The organism is Actinomadura barringtoniae, from assembly GCF_017573505.1.
Lineage (GTDB): Bacteria > Actinomycetota > Actinomycetes > Streptosporangiales > Streptosporangiaceae > Spirillospora > Spirillospora barringtoniae.
This window is the reverse complement of the sequence record NZ_JAGEOJ010000004.1, coordinates 413,451-427,848: the sequence shown is the minus strand read 5'-3', so window position 1 is coordinate 427,848 and position 14,398 is coordinate 413,451. Positions and strand designations below refer to the sequence as shown.

Genomic DNA, 14,398 nt, shown 5'->3' with positions numbered 1-14,398 from the left:
CGGAGGACGGAATGGAAGCGACGTTCACCCAGGAGCAGCGGGACATCCAGGAGTCCCTCCGTTCGATCGCCGAGGCGGAGACGGTCACCGCGCGCGACGCGCTCGCGGGGGAGTGGCGGCCGCCCGGCTGCGACGCCGTCCTGCTGGCCGACTTCGGGCTGCTCGGCGTGCCCGAGTCCGCCGGCGGCATGGGGTCGCCCCTGATCGACCTGCTCGTGGCGGTCGAGGTGCTGGGCGAGCGCCTGGTGCCGAGCCGGTTCCCTGCCCACGCGGCGGCGGTCCAGCTGGCCGCGGGCCTCGGGCCGCTGCCCGACGACGTGCTGGAGGGCCGCACGGTCCTCGCGCCCGCGGTCGACATCCCCGGCTCGCCAGGCTGGCCCGGTGTCGGAACCGGCGAGGGGACCGACCCGCTCGTCCGCACGCTGGTGCCGTACGCGGCCCAGGCGGACGGCTTCACCGTGCTCGGCCCGGACGGGGTCTGGATCGCCGTCCCGGCGGGGATCACGGCCCGCGAGTCGTTCGACCCCTCCACTCCGCTGTCCGACGTGACCTTCACGGCGCCACCCGATGCCGGACCCGCCGGGCCCGGCGCCGGGCGCGCGACGCTCGTCGCCGCCGCCGGGCTGTGCGGCGTCGCGGCAGGCGCCATCGAACTCGCCGCCGAGTACGCGAGGACCCGCGCGCAGTTCGGGCGAATCATCGGCTCGTTCCAGGGCGTGGCGTTCCAGCTCGCCGACGCGGTCAAGTACCGCAAGGCGGCCTGGGACCTGACCCTGTACGCGGCCTGGGCCGTCGACAAGGGCAGGCCCGAGGGAGAGCACCTCGTGCACGCCGCCAAAGCCGCGGCCGGGAAGGCCGCGGTCTTCGCCGCCGAACGCTGCGTCCAGGTGCACGGCGGCATGGGCATCACGATGGAGGCGGACCCGCACCTGTACCTGCGGCGCGCGCACGTGCTCGACGCGTGGCTGGGCCGCGGCTCGTGGCACCGGCGCCGGGTCGGTGAACTGCAGGTCCGGCACCGCCGGAGCGCCTGATGGGGGCCGGCGTGTAGGCGGGGCGTGGGGCGGTCCGTTTCCTTGCGGGCCCCACACTTCGGCAGATAACATACCGACTGGTCGGAATATAGGAGTCACAGTGAAGTTCGGGATCATGAACCTGTTCCCCGTGAGCGACGGGGCGTCGGACCACCAGGTGCTGCGCGAGACCCTCGAGGAGATCGAGCTCGCCGACCGGCTCGGTTTCGACTCGGTCTGGCTGGCCGAGCACCACTTCTCCAAGTACGGCATCCTCGGCAGCCCGATCAACTTCGCCATGGCCGTGGCCGAGCGGACGAAGTCGATCACCATCGGCACCGCCGTCCTGGTCCTGCCGCTGCACGACCCGCTCCGGCTGGCCGAGGACATCGCGGCGCTGGACGTGCTGTCGGGCGGCCGCGTGGTCATCGGCGTCGGCCGCGGCTACCAGCCGTCGGAGTTCGCCGGCTTCGGGATCCCGCTGGAGGAGTCCAAGGTTCGGTACAAGGAGACCCTGGACGTCCTCCGCCTGGCCCTCACCCAGGAGAACTTCAGCTACCACGGTGAGGTGCTCCACTACGAAGGCATCACCACCTACCCGCGGCCGTTCACCCCGGGCGGCCCGCCGATCCTGCAGGGCACGGTGTCGCCGGACAGCTTCCGGGAACGCGGCGCGATCGGCGAGCCGATCATCACCTCGCCCAACTTCACGCCGCTCGGCATCATGCAGAAGAACTATGACCTGTACCGGGCGGCGATGGCCGAGAACGGCTTCGACGTCACCTCCTACGACCTGCCGTACATGCAGCAGGTCTGGAGCGGCGAGAGCGAGGACGGCCTGCGCGAGGCGGCCCGGGCCGCGCTGAACTACTACCAGTCGGTCGGCAAGGTCATCCCGGGCTCCGAGCAGGCCATGGCGAAGGAACGGGCCTACTACGAGGCCGTCGCCAAGAACATCCAGCTGCTCACGCTGGAGCAGACGCTGACGCACGGCGGCAACTTCGGCTCGGCCGGCCAGGTCATCGAGACCATCGAGATGCTGCGCGACCAGCTCGGCATCAACCACTACATCGGCTGGTTCCGCATCCCGTCGCTGGACCGCAAGGCGGCCCTGCGGTCCATGGAGGAGTTCGCGGCGAAGGTCATCCCGCACTTCCGCGCGCAGGAGCCGGTCGCCGCGACGCCCGAGAGGGTCGCCGGGTGAAGATCAGCGCCTTCCTGAGCGCCCAGTTCGACCCCTCGGCATCGGCGGTCGACGGGCTCGACGACGTTCTCCGGCAGGCCGCCGCCGCCGAGGAGGCCGGGTTCCACGCCCTCTACCTCGGGCACCACTACCTGGCCAAGTCGGCGTTCCTCCAGCCCGTCCCGCTCGCGGGGCACCTGGCCGCCTCCACCTCGCGCATCCGCATCGGGTTCGGCGTGCTGCTGGCGCCGCTGCTGAACCCGGTCGCGCTCGCCGAGGACCTGGCCTCCCTCGACGTGCTCTCCAAGGGCCGGCTGACGGTCGGCCTGGGCGCCGGTTACCGCAAGCGCGAGAACGCGGCGTTCGGCGTCGCCTGGGACGACCGGCTGCGGAGGCTGCGCGAGTACGTGCCGATCCTCCGCTCCCTGTGGGCGGGGGAGACCCTCGACATCAAGGGCAGCTGGGGCGAGGCGCCCGGGGCGTCACTGCCGCTGCGCCCCGTCCAGCCCGGCGGCCCGCCGATCTGGATCGGCGCGTTCGCCGAACCCGCGGTCCGGCGCGCCGCCCGCCTGGACGCGCCCTGGCTCATCGGCCCGAAGGGCAACGACGCCCAGCTCGCGACGATGCTGAAGATCTACCGGGACACGCTGGCCGAGCACGGTTTCCCGCTCGAACGCGAGTACCCGATGGCCCGCGAGGCCTACGTCGCCGACACGCGCGCGGCGGCGATCGCGGGCGTACGGCCCCATATGGAGCGCCAGTACGCGGGCTACAAGTCGTGGGAGGACGCCCAGACCCTCGACCTCGACCGCTACCTGGCCGAGGACTGCCTGGTGGGCACCGCGGACGACATCGTCGCCAAGCTGCGCCGCTGGGAGGACGAGCTCGGCATCACCGAGGTGTCCCTGCGGCTCCAGTTCGTGGGCGGCGGTCAGGAGGAGACGATGGGGCAGATCCGCCGGTTCGGCGCCGAGGTCATCCCCCGGTTGAACGGGGGACCGCGATGAGCGGCACCAACCTCGCCCGGATCCTCGAAGCGCGCGCCGCCGAGCGCGGCGAGGCCGTGGGCCTGTACGGCGAGGACGGCCGGTCCTGGACGTTCGACCAGATCGACCTCGTCGCCGGAGGCGTCGCGCGGGCACTGGCCGCGGAGGGCGTCGGGCCGGGCGACCGGGTCGCGTTCTACCTGGCCAACGGCCCGGAGATCGTGTTCTTCCTGTTCGGCGCGTGGAAGCTCGGCGCCGTCCCGGTCACGATCAGCAGTCTCTACAACGCCGCCGAGCTCGCCGAGTCGGTCGCGAAGACCGACCCGAAGCTGCTGCTCGTCGACGCCGGCCGTACCGACGCCGTCGCCGACCTCGACGACGCGACCCTCGCGATCCGTTCGATCTCAACGCAGGTCCCTGCCGGCGGCGTACGGCCGCTGTCCTGGGGCGGCGAGGCCCGGGTGAACGCGGTCGACGTCGAGGCGGACTGGGAGTCGTGCATCCTGTTCACCGGCGGGACCACCGGGCGCCCCAAGGCGGTGAGCGTCACGCACGGCGGGACGCTCGGCTCGCTGGAACGCCTCGCCCGGGTCTCGACCGGCTCGACGGGACAGGGGACGGCGGCGCCCGACGCCAAGGCCAACCTGATCGCCCTGCCGCTGTTCCACTCCGGCGGCCAGCACGCCCTGCTGTTCGGCTACTTCGTCGGCCGCGGCGCGGTCGTGTGGGAACGCTTCGGGATCGACCGGCTGGCGGGCCTGATGGAACGGTTCGCCTTCGACAACTTCTTCTTCCTGCCCACGATGGTCTACGACATCGTGCACGCCGACCGCGACCTCCCGTTCGAGGGGGTGAAGCACGTCCTGGTCGCCGGCCAGGCCATCTCGTGGACGGTGCGGCGCCAGTTCGAGGAGCGCTACCGCGTCCCGATCCTGGTGAGCTACGGCTCCACCGAGTCCGGCCACATCGCCGGCTGGAACGGCAGGGACATGAAGGCCGGCCTGTGGAGGCCCGGCTCGGCGGGCCGGATCTACCCGGGCGTCGAGCTGGAGATCCGCGACGACGACGGCGCCGCCCTGCCGACCGGCGCCGAGGGCGAGGTCGTCGTGCGGTCCGAGCTCACCAAGGGCTACGTCGACGACGCCGAGGCGTCGGCCGAGCTGGTCCGCGACGGCTGGGTGCACACCGGCGACATGGGCCACGTCGACGAGGACGGCGTCCTGTGGCTGTCCGGCCGCAAGCGCGACATGATCAAGTGCGGCGGCTTCCAGGTGTGGCCCGAGGAGATCGAGGACGTCCTGCGCGAGCACCCGCTCGTCCACGACATCCGCGTCTTCGGCAGGCCCGATGACCGCCTCGGCGAGATCCCGGTCGCGCTCGTGGTCCGCGACGCCGAGGCGCCCGCCACCGACGACGAGCTCACCGCCGACCTGGTCGCGTTCGCCCGCGACAGGCTGGCCCACTTCAAGACCCCACGGCGGGTGGAGTTCGTTCCCGAGCTGGAGCGCAGCGCGGCCGGCAAGGTCAGCCGCGCCTCGGTGCCCGATCTGGAGGAGCACTCGTGAAACCCATGAAGTTCGGGATCATGGCGTCGCACCAGTACGCGCACGAGGACGACCTCGGCAAGCACCTGGACGAGCTGTTCGGGACCGTCGAACTGGCCGCGGAGCTGGGTTACGACTCGGTGTGGACGATCAACCACTTCCAGTCCAACCTGGCGACGCCCCAGCCCATCTCCATGATGGCGAGCCTCATCCCGCGGTCGGGCGACATGACCCTCGGGACCGGGATCCTGCTGCTGCCGCTGTTCCACCCGGTGCACGTGGCGGAGGAGTTCGCGACCCTCGACCACCTGTCGGGCGGGCGGGTCGTCCTCGGCGTCGGGGCCGGGTACCGCGAGAACGAGTTCGCCGCGTTCGGCATCGACCCCGAGACCCGGTTCCGGCGGTTCGACGAGGGCATCCGGCTCATCCGGGAGCTGTGGACCGGTGAGACGGTCGACCACGACGGCGAGTTCTACCCGCTGCACGACGCGTCCATCGGCATCCGGCCGCTGACGCCCGGCGGCCCGCCGATCTGGGTCGGCGCGGGCGGCAAGAAGGCCGTGCGCCGCGCCGCGCGCCTGGGCGACGCCTGGTACGCGCCGGGCAACTCGCCCAGCCGCAAGTACCTGCCCGAGCACCTGGCCGTCTACAACGACGCGCTCGTCGAGTTCGGCGCGGACCCCGCCTCGGTCGAACGGCCGATCGGCGTGGAGCTGTACTGCGCGCCGAGCACCGAGCAGGCCGTGGAGACCGCCCTGCCGCACGCCCGCGTCGAGTACTCGACGTACGCCGAGTATCCGGCCCTGCGCTGGCAGCGGGACCGCTTCGACGACCTCGTGCGCAACACGCTGCTGCTGGGCTCGCCGGAGTTCCTCATCGAACGGATCTCGGCCCTCCGGGAGATGGGCTTCGACCACCTGATCTTCCGCCCGGGCTGGCTCGGGATGCCGCCCGAGAAGATCCACGACTCGCTGCGGCTGTTCGCCGCCGAGGTCTTCCCCGCCTTCCGCTGACCATCCCTCGTTCCGCCGACCCGCCTTCCGCCGACCACCCCGACATCTGAGGAGAGCCATGAAGAAGACCGAAGCAGAGCTCCTGGAAAACCAGTGGGACGTCGCCAACATGGAGGTCGACCCCGAGGTCATCGCCTCCTACGTCAAGTACGACGTGGACGAGAAGCGCTCGGTCGCCACCATCACCTTCGACCGCCCCGACCGGCTGAACGCCATCCCGGTCGCCGCGTTCGAGCGCGTCGGCGACCTGGTCCGCGAGGCCGAGGCCGACGACCGCGTGAAGGTCATCGTCTTCAAGGGCGAGGGCGACCACTTCGGCACCGGCGCCGACGCCGCGGAGCTCGGCCACTACATCGGCTACAAGTCGGGCACCGACAAGGCCTCGCGCCGCCGCCCGGCCCAGCGCCAGCGCATCCTGCCCGACCGCAACGTGCTCAGCTCCGGCTTCACCCGCCCGATCATCGAGTCGCTCAAGGCGACCATCTGCCAGGTGCAGGGCTACTGCTACGGCGGCCACTTCCAGATCGCGCTGTCGGCCGACATCGTCATCGCGACGCCGAACGCCAAGTTCACCCACCCCGCGTTCCGCTACCTCGGCCCCGGCCCGCAGGACATGTACCACTGGATCGAGAAGGTCGGCCTGACGACCATGAAGGACGTCATGCTCACCATGCGCGCCATCGGCGCCGAGGAGGGCGAGCGCAAGGGCCTGGTCACCAAGGTCGTCGAGCCGGACGAGCTGCAGAAGTGGGTGGACGACTACGCCGACGCGATCGCGGTCATGCCGCTCGACTCGCTGATGATGGGCAAGTCGATGATGCAGGTCGTGATGGAGGCCCGCGGCAAGGGGCTCGGCGCCATGACCGGCTGGGTCGGGCACGGCTGGGCCACCAACGTCGCGTTCGAGGACGGCGACTGGAACTTCCTCAGGGCACGCCGCGAGAAGGGCGTCGCCAAGGCCCTGGAGGAGCGCGACATGCTGGTCGCGCCCTACTTCCGGCTGAGCGAGACCCGTTCCGCCGAGGAAGAGTAGGAGCGCCGTGAAGTTCGGAGTCCTCCTCGACCACCAGTACGAATTCGGCGACGACCTCAACCGCCGCACGGGCGAGCTCGTCGAGTTCACCCAGCACGTCCGGGACCTCGGCTACGACTCGGTCTTCGGCATCCACCACTACCTGTCGTCGTTGAGCACGCCGCAGCCGCTGCCCCTGCTGTCGCGGCTGATCGACCACTCGGGTGACATGCGGATCGGCACGGGCATCCTCATCCTCCCGATGGGGCATCCCGTGCACTGGGCGGAGGAGATCGCGACCATCGACCAGATGTCCGGCGGCAGGTTCGTGCTGGGCATCGGGTCGGGGTACCGCGAGGACGAGTTCAACGCGTTCGGGATTGAGCGCCGCACCCGCGTCTCGCGGATGAACGAGTCCCTGGAGGTGATGCGGAAGCTCTGGACCGGCGAGAAGATCTCCCACCAGGGGCAGCATTTCCAGATCGAGGGCGTGCGCTGCAGTGTCCTGCCCGCGCAGAAGCCCGGGCCGCCCGTCTGGGTCGGGGCGAACGGGCCGATCGGCATCAAGCGCATCGCCGGCCAGGGCCACCCCTGGATCGCGCCGTCGAACGTCCGCCGCAACTGGGCCGTGGGCAACCTCGCCGACTACCGGGCCGAACGCAAGGCAGCGGGATTCGGCGAGGAGGGCGCGGTCCTCCCGATCCACCGCGACCTGTGCGTGGCCGACTCGTTCGAGGAGGCGTACGAGATCGCCGGCACCGCCGTGCGCGCCTCGTACAACGAGTACGTCCAGTACGGCATGGACTACTTCGACACGCAGTGGGAGGGCATCAAGCACAAGGCGCTCTTCTTCGGGTCGCCCGACGACATCGCCGCCAAGATCGAGGACTTCGCGCAGGCCGGGTTCAATCACTTCGTGTTCCGGGCGCAGTGGCTCGGCCTGCCCATCGAGCGGTCCTTCGAGATCGTGGAGAGGTTCGCCCGCGACGTGATGCCGAGGTTCCGCCCATGAAGATCGGACATGTGATCGTCCCGGCCGCCGACCTGGACGCGCAGCTGGAGTTCTACGCCTCGCTCGGGCTGACGCTGAGGTTCCGCGACGGCGACCGGTACGCCGCCCTCACCGACGGCACGACCACGATCGGACTGGCGGACGAGTCGCAGCAGCCCGTCCCAGGCCGGATGGTGCTGAGCATCGAGGTCGACGACCTGGACGCGTTCGCCGCAGGCGGCGAGCCGGTGACCGGGCCGCACGAACGCCGGCTGGTGGTCACCGACCCGGGCGGCAACCCGGTGGTCCTGTACGAGCGGCTGCCCTGAGCCGCTGAACGGCGCTGGCGCGGGTGACCGGCAATTACGGAAATGACCATTTCTGTTATGCTGATCACGATGAGCACCGAAAGGCGACGAGGGCGGCCCCGCGACCCGGACGTCGATCGGGCGATCCTGCAGGAGACGCTGGCCCGGCTGGACGACGGCGGTTACGAGCGGCTGCGCGTGGCCGACGTCGGCCGCAGGGCCGGGGTCGGTCTCGGCTCGCTCTACCGGCGCTGGCCGACCAAGTACGCGCTGGTCGTCGACGCCCTGCGCGCCGCCGCGCCCGCCGACCAGGCCGAGCCCACCGACGACCCGGTCGAAGACCTGGTCGCGGTGCTGGCGGGCCTCGCCAAGGAGCTCTCCCGCCACGGCGCGCTCCTGTCGGTCCTGCTGGCCGACCCCGCGTCCGAGGTGGCCTCCGCCGTACGCGAGGCCAAGCTCCGCCCCTTCCAGGAGGCCGCCCGCGAGCGGCTGCGCCGAGCCATCGGCCCCGTCGCCGACCTCGACACCCGGGCCGACCTGGGCACCGCGCTCGTTCTCCAGCACCACCTCCTGCACGGCACGCCCCTCACCGCCCATGACATCCGCGCCCAGATCATCCCCCTGATGACGCCCTAGCCCTTTCCAGGCAAGGGATTCAACTCGGTCGGCGGCCCGGTCGGCACGACCACGATCGGGGGTCGCTCCTGGGAGGTCTGGCAGGGCAACAACGGCGGGAACGACGTCGTCTCCTACGTCGCGCCGTCGGCGATCGGCGGCTGGTCCGTCAACGTCAAGGACTTCATCAACGACGTCGACGGCCGCACCCGCGTCGACGGCTCCTGGTACCTGACCAGCGTCCAGGCCGGCTTCGAGCCCTGGCAGGGCGGCGAGGGCCTGGCCGTCAACAGCTTCTCGACCGACGTGCAGTGAACGCCCGCTGAGCGCCGGCGCCCACGCCGCCCCGCCTGATCCGAGGTCCATCCTCCCGTGCCGCAGATACCCCCTGGGGTATGAGGTATGCTCGCCGCGGACGATACCCCCAGGGGTATATGAAGCGAGCGGGAGGAAGCCGCATGGGGACCGCACAGGCGGAACGGAGCCGGAAGGCCTCCGGCGCGGGGCGGCGGGGACCGCTGGGCAGGCTGGGCGGATGGGCGGCCGGGCACTTCCGGCTGGTCGTCCTGACCTGGCTGGGCCTGGTCATCGTGCTGGGCGCGTTCGCGCCGCAGGTGAACTCCGCCCTGTCGGGGGCGGGGTGGCAGGCCGACGGGTCGGCGTCCGTCCAGGTGCGGGAGCTGGCCGAGAAGCACTTCGGCGGCAACGCCTCCACCGCCCTCCAGGTCGTCGTCAAGGCGGACCGGCCCGTCACCGATCCCGCCGGCGCCGCCGTGATCGACCGTTCGGTACGGCTGCTGAACGGCGACGACCGGATCGGCGAGATCGTCCGGCCTCAGCCCGGGGCGACCGTCAGCCCCGACGGGCGGACCGCGGTGATCCTCGCCGGGGCCGCCGCCGACCCGAACGAGATGGTCCGGGCCGCCGACGACCTCAAGGGGCCCCTCGCGGCCCTGTCCGGCGGCGGGATCACGGTCTCGGCGACCGGGTCGTCGGTGCTGTGGAGCGACTTCAACACCGCCAACCACGACGCGATGATGAAGTCGGAGATGCTGTCGTGGCCGGTCACCCTGGCGATCCTCGTGCTGGCCTTCGGGTCGCTGGTGGCGGCCGGGCTGCCGCTGCTGCTGACCCTCGCGGGCCTGGCCGCCTCGGCCGGGTCGCTGGTGCTGCTGAACGAGCTGACCCCGATCTCGATCTGGGCGATGAACTTCGCGATGATGTTCGCGCTCGCGCTCGGCATCGACTACGCGCTGTTCCTGGTCATGCGGTTCCGCGGCGCGCTCACCCGTTCCGAGCCGCGCCGGGCCGTCGTGGAGACGATGGACACCGCGGGTAAGGCGGTCCTGCTGTCGGGGGTGACGGTCCTGGTCAGCCTGTCGGCCGTCATGCTCGTTCCGTCGCCGGCGTTCCGGTCCATGGCGGGCGGGATCATGCTCGCCGTCGTCTTCGTCCTGGCCGCGACCCTGACGCTGCTGCCCGCAGTCCTCGGCAGGCTCGGGCACAGGATCGACAAGGGTTCGCTGCCGTGGGTGAAGGCGGGGGAGCACCGTTCGCCCCGCTTCGCCGCCTGGGGAGCCCGCCTGTGGCGCAGGCCCGTCCTGTTCGGCCTCGCCGCGGCCGCCGTCCTGATCGCGCTCGCGCTGCCGGTGATCGGGCTGCGCACCGCGATGCCGTCGATCACCGTCATCCCCTCCGACGCCTCGGCCCGCACCGGCTACACCGTCGTACAGCAGGCCTTCGGTCCCGGTGCGCCCGGCGCGCTCCAGGTCATCGCGCCCGCCTCCGAGGCCGGTGATGCGCAGCGCGTCCTGAAGGCCGATCCAGGGATCGCCGCCGTGACGCCCGGCATGCCGTCCGCGGACGGATCCGGCCTCACCCTGATCCAGGCCGTTCCGAAGGTCGACCCGTCCGACCCGGCCCTCGCCACGACCGTCGACCGGCTCCGCGCCGGCCTGCCGGACTCCGCCCTCGTCGGCGGCGCCGCAGTGGAGAACCTCGACCTCAAGTCACTGCTGGACGGCAAGACGCCGCTGGTCCTCGGCACCGTTCTGGCGCTGGGTTTCCTGCTGTTGCTGTTCGCGCTGCGGGCCCCGCTCATCGCGCTGCTGGGCGCGCTGACCAGCCTGCTGTCGACCGCCGCCGCGTTCGGCGCCGCCCGGCTGATCTTCCAGGACGGCCACGGCTCCGGCCTGCTCGGCTTCACCCCGCAGGGCTTCCTGGACGGCTGGGCGCCCGTGTTCTTCTTCGCCATGATCTTCGCGATCGCGATGGACTACACCGTCTTCCTGCTCGCCTCCGCCAAGGAGCACTACGAGAAGAGCGGAGACCCGCGCGAGGCCGCCGTCGGTGCTCTCGCGCACTCGGGCCGCGTCATCTTCGCCGCCGCCGGCGTCATGGTCGCGGTGTTCCTCACCTTCGCCCTGTCCGGGCCGCTGCCGCCCAAGGAGATGGGCATCGTGCTGGGCGTCGCGGTCCTCCTCGACGCGTTCCTCGTCCGGCTCGTCCTGCTGCCGGTCCTGCTCCGCGTCACCGGCCACGCCGCCTGGGCGTGCCCCGGCTGGCTCGCGCGGATCCTGCCCGACGTCCGCTTCTCCCACGACTGACGCCGCCTGGCCGGATACCCCCGTAGGTATCATCGAGCCCTGACCTCGGGAGGTAGCAGGCATGAAGGTCGACGAAGACGCACAGAAGGCCGTACTGAACCGGCTCCGCCGGGCTCAGGGCCAGCTGGCCGCCGTGATCGCCATGGTCGAGGCCGGGCGCGACTGCAAGGACGTCGTCACCCAGCTCGCCGCCGTCTCCCGCGCCCTCGACCGCGCCGGATTCAAGATCGTCGCCAGCGGCATGCGCCAGTGCATGGCGGCCGCCGACGATCAGGATCCGCCGATGACCCAAGAGGAGCTGGAGAAGCTGTTCCTCACCCTCGCCTGACATCGTGGTGGAGGAGATTCCGCCTCTGGTGGCACGCGCGCGGCTGCTTGCCCGGCGAGCTGGATTCGCACTTGCTCGACAGGACGCGCCCGGTGCCGTTCCCGCCCCGTCCGCGTCGCTTCCCGGTGTGGGGCGCTTTCTCGCCGTGCTCGCGTCCGGGTGCGTCGGCGGGCGTATCGGCGAGCTTGGTACCGGCGTGGGGATCGGCGCCGCGTGGATCGCCGGTGCCATGCCCGCCGACTGCGAGCTGATCACGGTCGAGATCAACGACGACTACGCCGGCGTGGCCCGCGAACTGCTGGCGGGCGACCCGCGCGTTCAGATCATCACCGGTGACGCGTTCAGCGTCGTGTCCGAACGCGGGCCGTTCGATCTCCTCTTCTGCGACGGCGGTGGCGGCGGGGCGGACCTGGTGGGCCTGCTGCGTCTCGGCGGCCGCATCGTCATGGACGACGTGACGCCGCAGCTGGCGCTGCCGCCCGGCTCACCGTTGCTCGCCGACGACCCCAAGCGGCGGCTCTTCTTCGGCGACCCCAGGCTGACCTCGACCGAAGTGGTCCTGCCCGACCTGCGCAACTCGCTACTGGTAGGAACCAGGACAAGCTGACCGGCGGCGCGTTCGGGTGCGTTCCGGGGTCGTTCCAGGGCGGCTCGCCCCGCCGCGCTCAGGTCGTTGATCTGGGATTTCGGGCTCTCTAGCGTGATCGTGTGCGCGGTACGTGGCGTCGGCTGGGCGTCGATATCGGGATCACCGCGGCGGTGATGCTCTACAGCGTCGGGGACGCGCTCACTTTTTCCGGGTCGGGCACCCTGCTGGGGCTGAACAGGCCGGCGCTCGCGATCGTCACCCTGGCCGGATGCCTGGTCCTGCTGGTGCGGCGGCGCCGGCCGATCACGGTCGCGGTCCTCTGCGCGCTGGTGAACGGCCTGCTGTGGACGCCGTTCCTGCTGATCGTCGGGCTCGCGTCGGCGGCCGGGCTCGCACGGGCGGCCACGCGGGTGGTGGCCGTGACCGTGTTCGCGATCGTCCTGCAGTTCGCGGCCTGCGTGCCGCCGCACGGGCCGCCGCTCGACCGGGCGCTGTTCTGGTCGGCGCTGTACGTCGGCGCGGCGTTCATCGGCTGGATGTTCCGCAGGTACCAGCGGCTGACAGAGCAGCGGGCGGAACTGGCCGCCGCGGCCGCGCGGCAGGACGAGCGGGCACGGATCGCACGCGAGATGCACGACGTGGTCGCGCACCGGGTCAGCCTCATGGTGGTGGACGCCGGGGCGCTGGAGGTGGCGCGCGACCGCGGCGGCGACTGGACGGCGGAGATGGCGCGCAGGATCCGCGAGTCCGGGCGCCGGGCCCTGGAGGAGCTGCGCGAGACCCTGACGATGCTGGGGGACCAGGACGAGGCGCCGCGCGCGCCGCTGTCGGGCGTGGACGACATCCCCACCCTGGTGGCGGGCTTCGAAAGCCGTGGCCTGGACGTTCAACTGTCGATCAACCAGCCGAGGCAAGCGCTGCGCGGGTCGGTCGACAAGGCGATCTACCGGGTGGTGCGCGAGGGCCTGACGAACGTGCTCAAACACGCGGCGGGCGCGCGGGCGTCGGTGGTCGTGGCCTTCAATGACGACCGGGTCGAGGTGAAGGTGGTGAACACCCGGCCCAGGAGCGACAGAAGCCACTTCCCCGGGGGCGGCGCGGGCCTGATCGGCCTGCGGGAACGCGTCGCCCTGCTCGGCGGCGTCCTGGAGGCCGGTCCGACGCCGGACGGCGGCTTCCGCCTCGACGCCGTCCTCCCGTACGAAGCCCGCGAAGCTCCCGACGAACCGGACAGGTGATCCCGCCGCTTGACTGGGGCATATCGTTTATCGATAATATCGAATATCGATACCCCCCGAGTGTTGGGAAGAGACATGAGCGGCAAGGCCTGGCTGTCCTGGAGCCGAATCGACGGTCGCGCGTTGGAGGCGGTGCTCGGGCTGGCCCTGCTGCTGGTCGGCCTGTTCGGCGCGCTGTTCCCGCTGCTCGGCGTGACCGGGCCGTTCCCGCCGGTGGACTCGCGTGAGGTCCGGATCGATGACCTGACGCAGGTGCCCGGCGCCGCGTCGGCGGGCGATGTGACGCTGCGCGGCACGCACACCGGCGAGCTGGCGTTCTCCCATCCCGACTTCATCGAGCGGCTGCTGCTGGCCCTTCCCGGTCTGGTGCAGACCCTGCTCCTGCTCGTGATGCTCGAGCTGTTGCTGCGCATGGCGCGCACGCTGCGCGACGGCGACGTCTTCGTCGCGCAGAACGCGCGGCGGCTCGGCGTCGTCGCCGTGGCGCTCGCGGTCACCGGCACCCTGGTCCCGCTGGTCACCACGGTCACCACCGACCTTCTGGTCAGCGGCACCGACGTCGCGTCCGCGGTCCCGGTCAGCTACGAGCTCTCCGTCCCGTACGTGCTGCTGGCGCTGCTGGTCGCCGCCACGGCCGAGGCGTTCCGCCAGGGCACCCGGCTGCGCGCCGACACCGAGGGCCTCGTCTGATGCCACCCGAGGAGCCGCATCAGATCAGGGTTCATCTCGACCGCCTGCTGGCCGAACGCGACATGACCCTGGCCGAGCTCGCCGCCCGCGTCGGCGTCACCACCGTCAATCTGTCCGTACTCAAGAACGGGCACGCCAAGGCGATGCGCTTCACCACCCTCAGCGCCCTGTGCCGCGAGCTCAAGTGCCAGCCCGGCGACCTCCTCACCTTCGACGGCTCGTAGACGCCGAGCCGGCCCAGACCTGGTTCGACCGGACGGCCCCGCGCTGGGTCGCGCGGGG

General features: G+C 71.3%; 15 protein-coding genes and 1 pseudogene. All 16 read left to right on the top strand.

Annotated features, from left to right (window positions below; genetic code table 11):
* Positions 1–11 precede the first annotated feature (11 nt).
* Positions 12–1,034 (top strand): acyl-CoA dehydrogenase family protein, encoded by a 1,023-nt coding sequence (locus J4573_RS11890; protein ID WP_208255422.1) that lies wholly within the window; start codon positions 12–14, stop codon positions 1,032–1,034.
* Between the two features lie 100 nt (positions 1,035–1,134).
* Positions 1,135–2,217, top strand: a complete 1,083-nt coding sequence (locus J4573_RS11885; RefSeq protein ID WP_208255421.1) for an LLM class flavin-dependent oxidoreductase — start codon at positions 1,135–1,137, stop codon at positions 2,215–2,217.
* A complete protein-coding gene (locus J4573_RS11880) occupies positions 2,214–3,203 on the top strand; it encodes an LLM class flavin-dependent oxidoreductase (RefSeq protein WP_208255420.1) in 990 nt (329 codons plus the stop codon). The genes J4573_RS11885 and J4573_RS11880 overlap by 4 nt, the downstream gene beginning before the upstream one ends.
* Entirely contained in the window at positions 3,200–4,747 is a 1,548-nt protein-coding gene (locus J4573_RS11875) for a class I adenylate-forming enzyme family protein (protein WP_208255419.1), read from the top strand. Before J4573_RS11880 ends, J4573_RS11875 begins: the two co-directional genes overlap by 4 nt.
* 5 nt (positions 4,748–4,752) lie before the next feature.
* Positions 4,753–5,739, top strand: coding sequence for an LLM class flavin-dependent oxidoreductase (locus tag J4573_RS11870; RefSeq protein ID WP_243772911.1), 987 nt, complete (start codon positions 4,753–4,755; stop codon positions 5,737–5,739).
* Between the two features lie 58 nt (positions 5,740–5,797).
* Positions 5,798–6,772, top strand: coding sequence for an enoyl-CoA hydratase/isomerase family protein (locus J4573_RS11865; protein WP_208255417.1), 975 nt, complete (start codon positions 5,798–5,800; stop codon positions 6,770–6,772).
* A gap of 7 nt (positions 6,773–6,779) precedes the next feature.
* Positions 6,780–7,763: an LLM class flavin-dependent oxidoreductase gene (locus J4573_RS11860; RefSeq protein ID WP_208255416.1), complete on the top strand. Its 984-nt coding sequence runs from the start codon at positions 6,780–6,782 to the stop codon at positions 7,761–7,763.
* Positions 7,760–8,071: a VOC family protein gene (locus tag J4573_RS11855; RefSeq protein ID WP_243772824.1), complete on the top strand. Its 312-nt coding sequence runs from the start codon at positions 7,760–7,762 to the stop codon at positions 8,069–8,071. Before J4573_RS11860 ends, J4573_RS11855 begins: the two co-directional genes overlap by 4 nt.
* Positions 8,072–8,140: 69 nt before the next feature.
* Positions 8,141–8,686, top strand: coding sequence for a TetR/AcrR family transcriptional regulator (locus J4573_RS11850; RefSeq protein WP_208255415.1), 546 nt, complete (start codon positions 8,141–8,143; stop codon positions 8,684–8,686).
* A 39-nt stretch (positions 8,687–8,725) separates the two neighbouring features.
* Positions 8,726–8,980: pseudogene (locus J4573_RS56650) on the top strand (GH12 family glycosyl hydrolase domain-containing protein); the annotation flags it as partial.
* Positions 8,981–9,123: 143 nt separating this feature from the next.
* A complete protein-coding gene (locus J4573_RS11840) occupies positions 9,124–11,271 on the top strand; it encodes an MMPL family transporter (RefSeq protein ID WP_208255414.1) in 2,148 nt (715 codons plus the stop codon).
* Between the two features lie 61 nt (positions 11,272–11,332).
* Positions 11,333–11,599, top strand: a complete 267-nt coding sequence (locus J4573_RS11835; RefSeq protein WP_208255413.1) for a metal-sensitive transcriptional regulator — start codon at positions 11,333–11,335, stop codon at positions 11,597–11,599.
* 127 nt (positions 11,600–11,726) lie between these two features.
* The gene (locus J4573_RS11830) at positions 11,727–12,206 is read left to right on the top strand and encodes an O-methyltransferase (protein ID WP_208255412.1); all 480 of its coding nucleotides are present in this window, start codon (positions 11,727–11,729) and stop codon (positions 12,204–12,206) included.
* A 101-nt stretch (positions 12,207–12,307) separates the two neighbouring features.
* Positions 12,308–13,426: a sensor histidine kinase gene (locus J4573_RS56035; protein ID WP_208255411.1), complete on the top strand. Its 1,119-nt coding sequence runs from the start codon at positions 12,308–12,310 to the stop codon at positions 13,424–13,426.
* 75 nt (positions 13,427–13,501) lie between these two features.
* Positions 13,502–14,116 carry a DUF2975 domain-containing protein gene (locus J4573_RS11820; RefSeq protein WP_208255410.1) on the top strand — a complete coding sequence of 205 codons (615 nt, stop codon included), beginning with the start codon at positions 13,502–13,504 and terminating at the stop codon, positions 14,114–14,116.
* Complete coding sequence (locus tag J4573_RS11815) at positions 14,116–14,340, top strand: helix-turn-helix domain-containing protein (RefSeq protein WP_208255409.1); 225 nt, start codon at positions 14,116–14,118, stop codon at positions 14,338–14,340. Before J4573_RS11820 ends, J4573_RS11815 begins: the two co-directional genes overlap by 1 nt.
* The last annotated feature ends 58 nt before the right edge of the window (positions 14,341–14,398 follow it).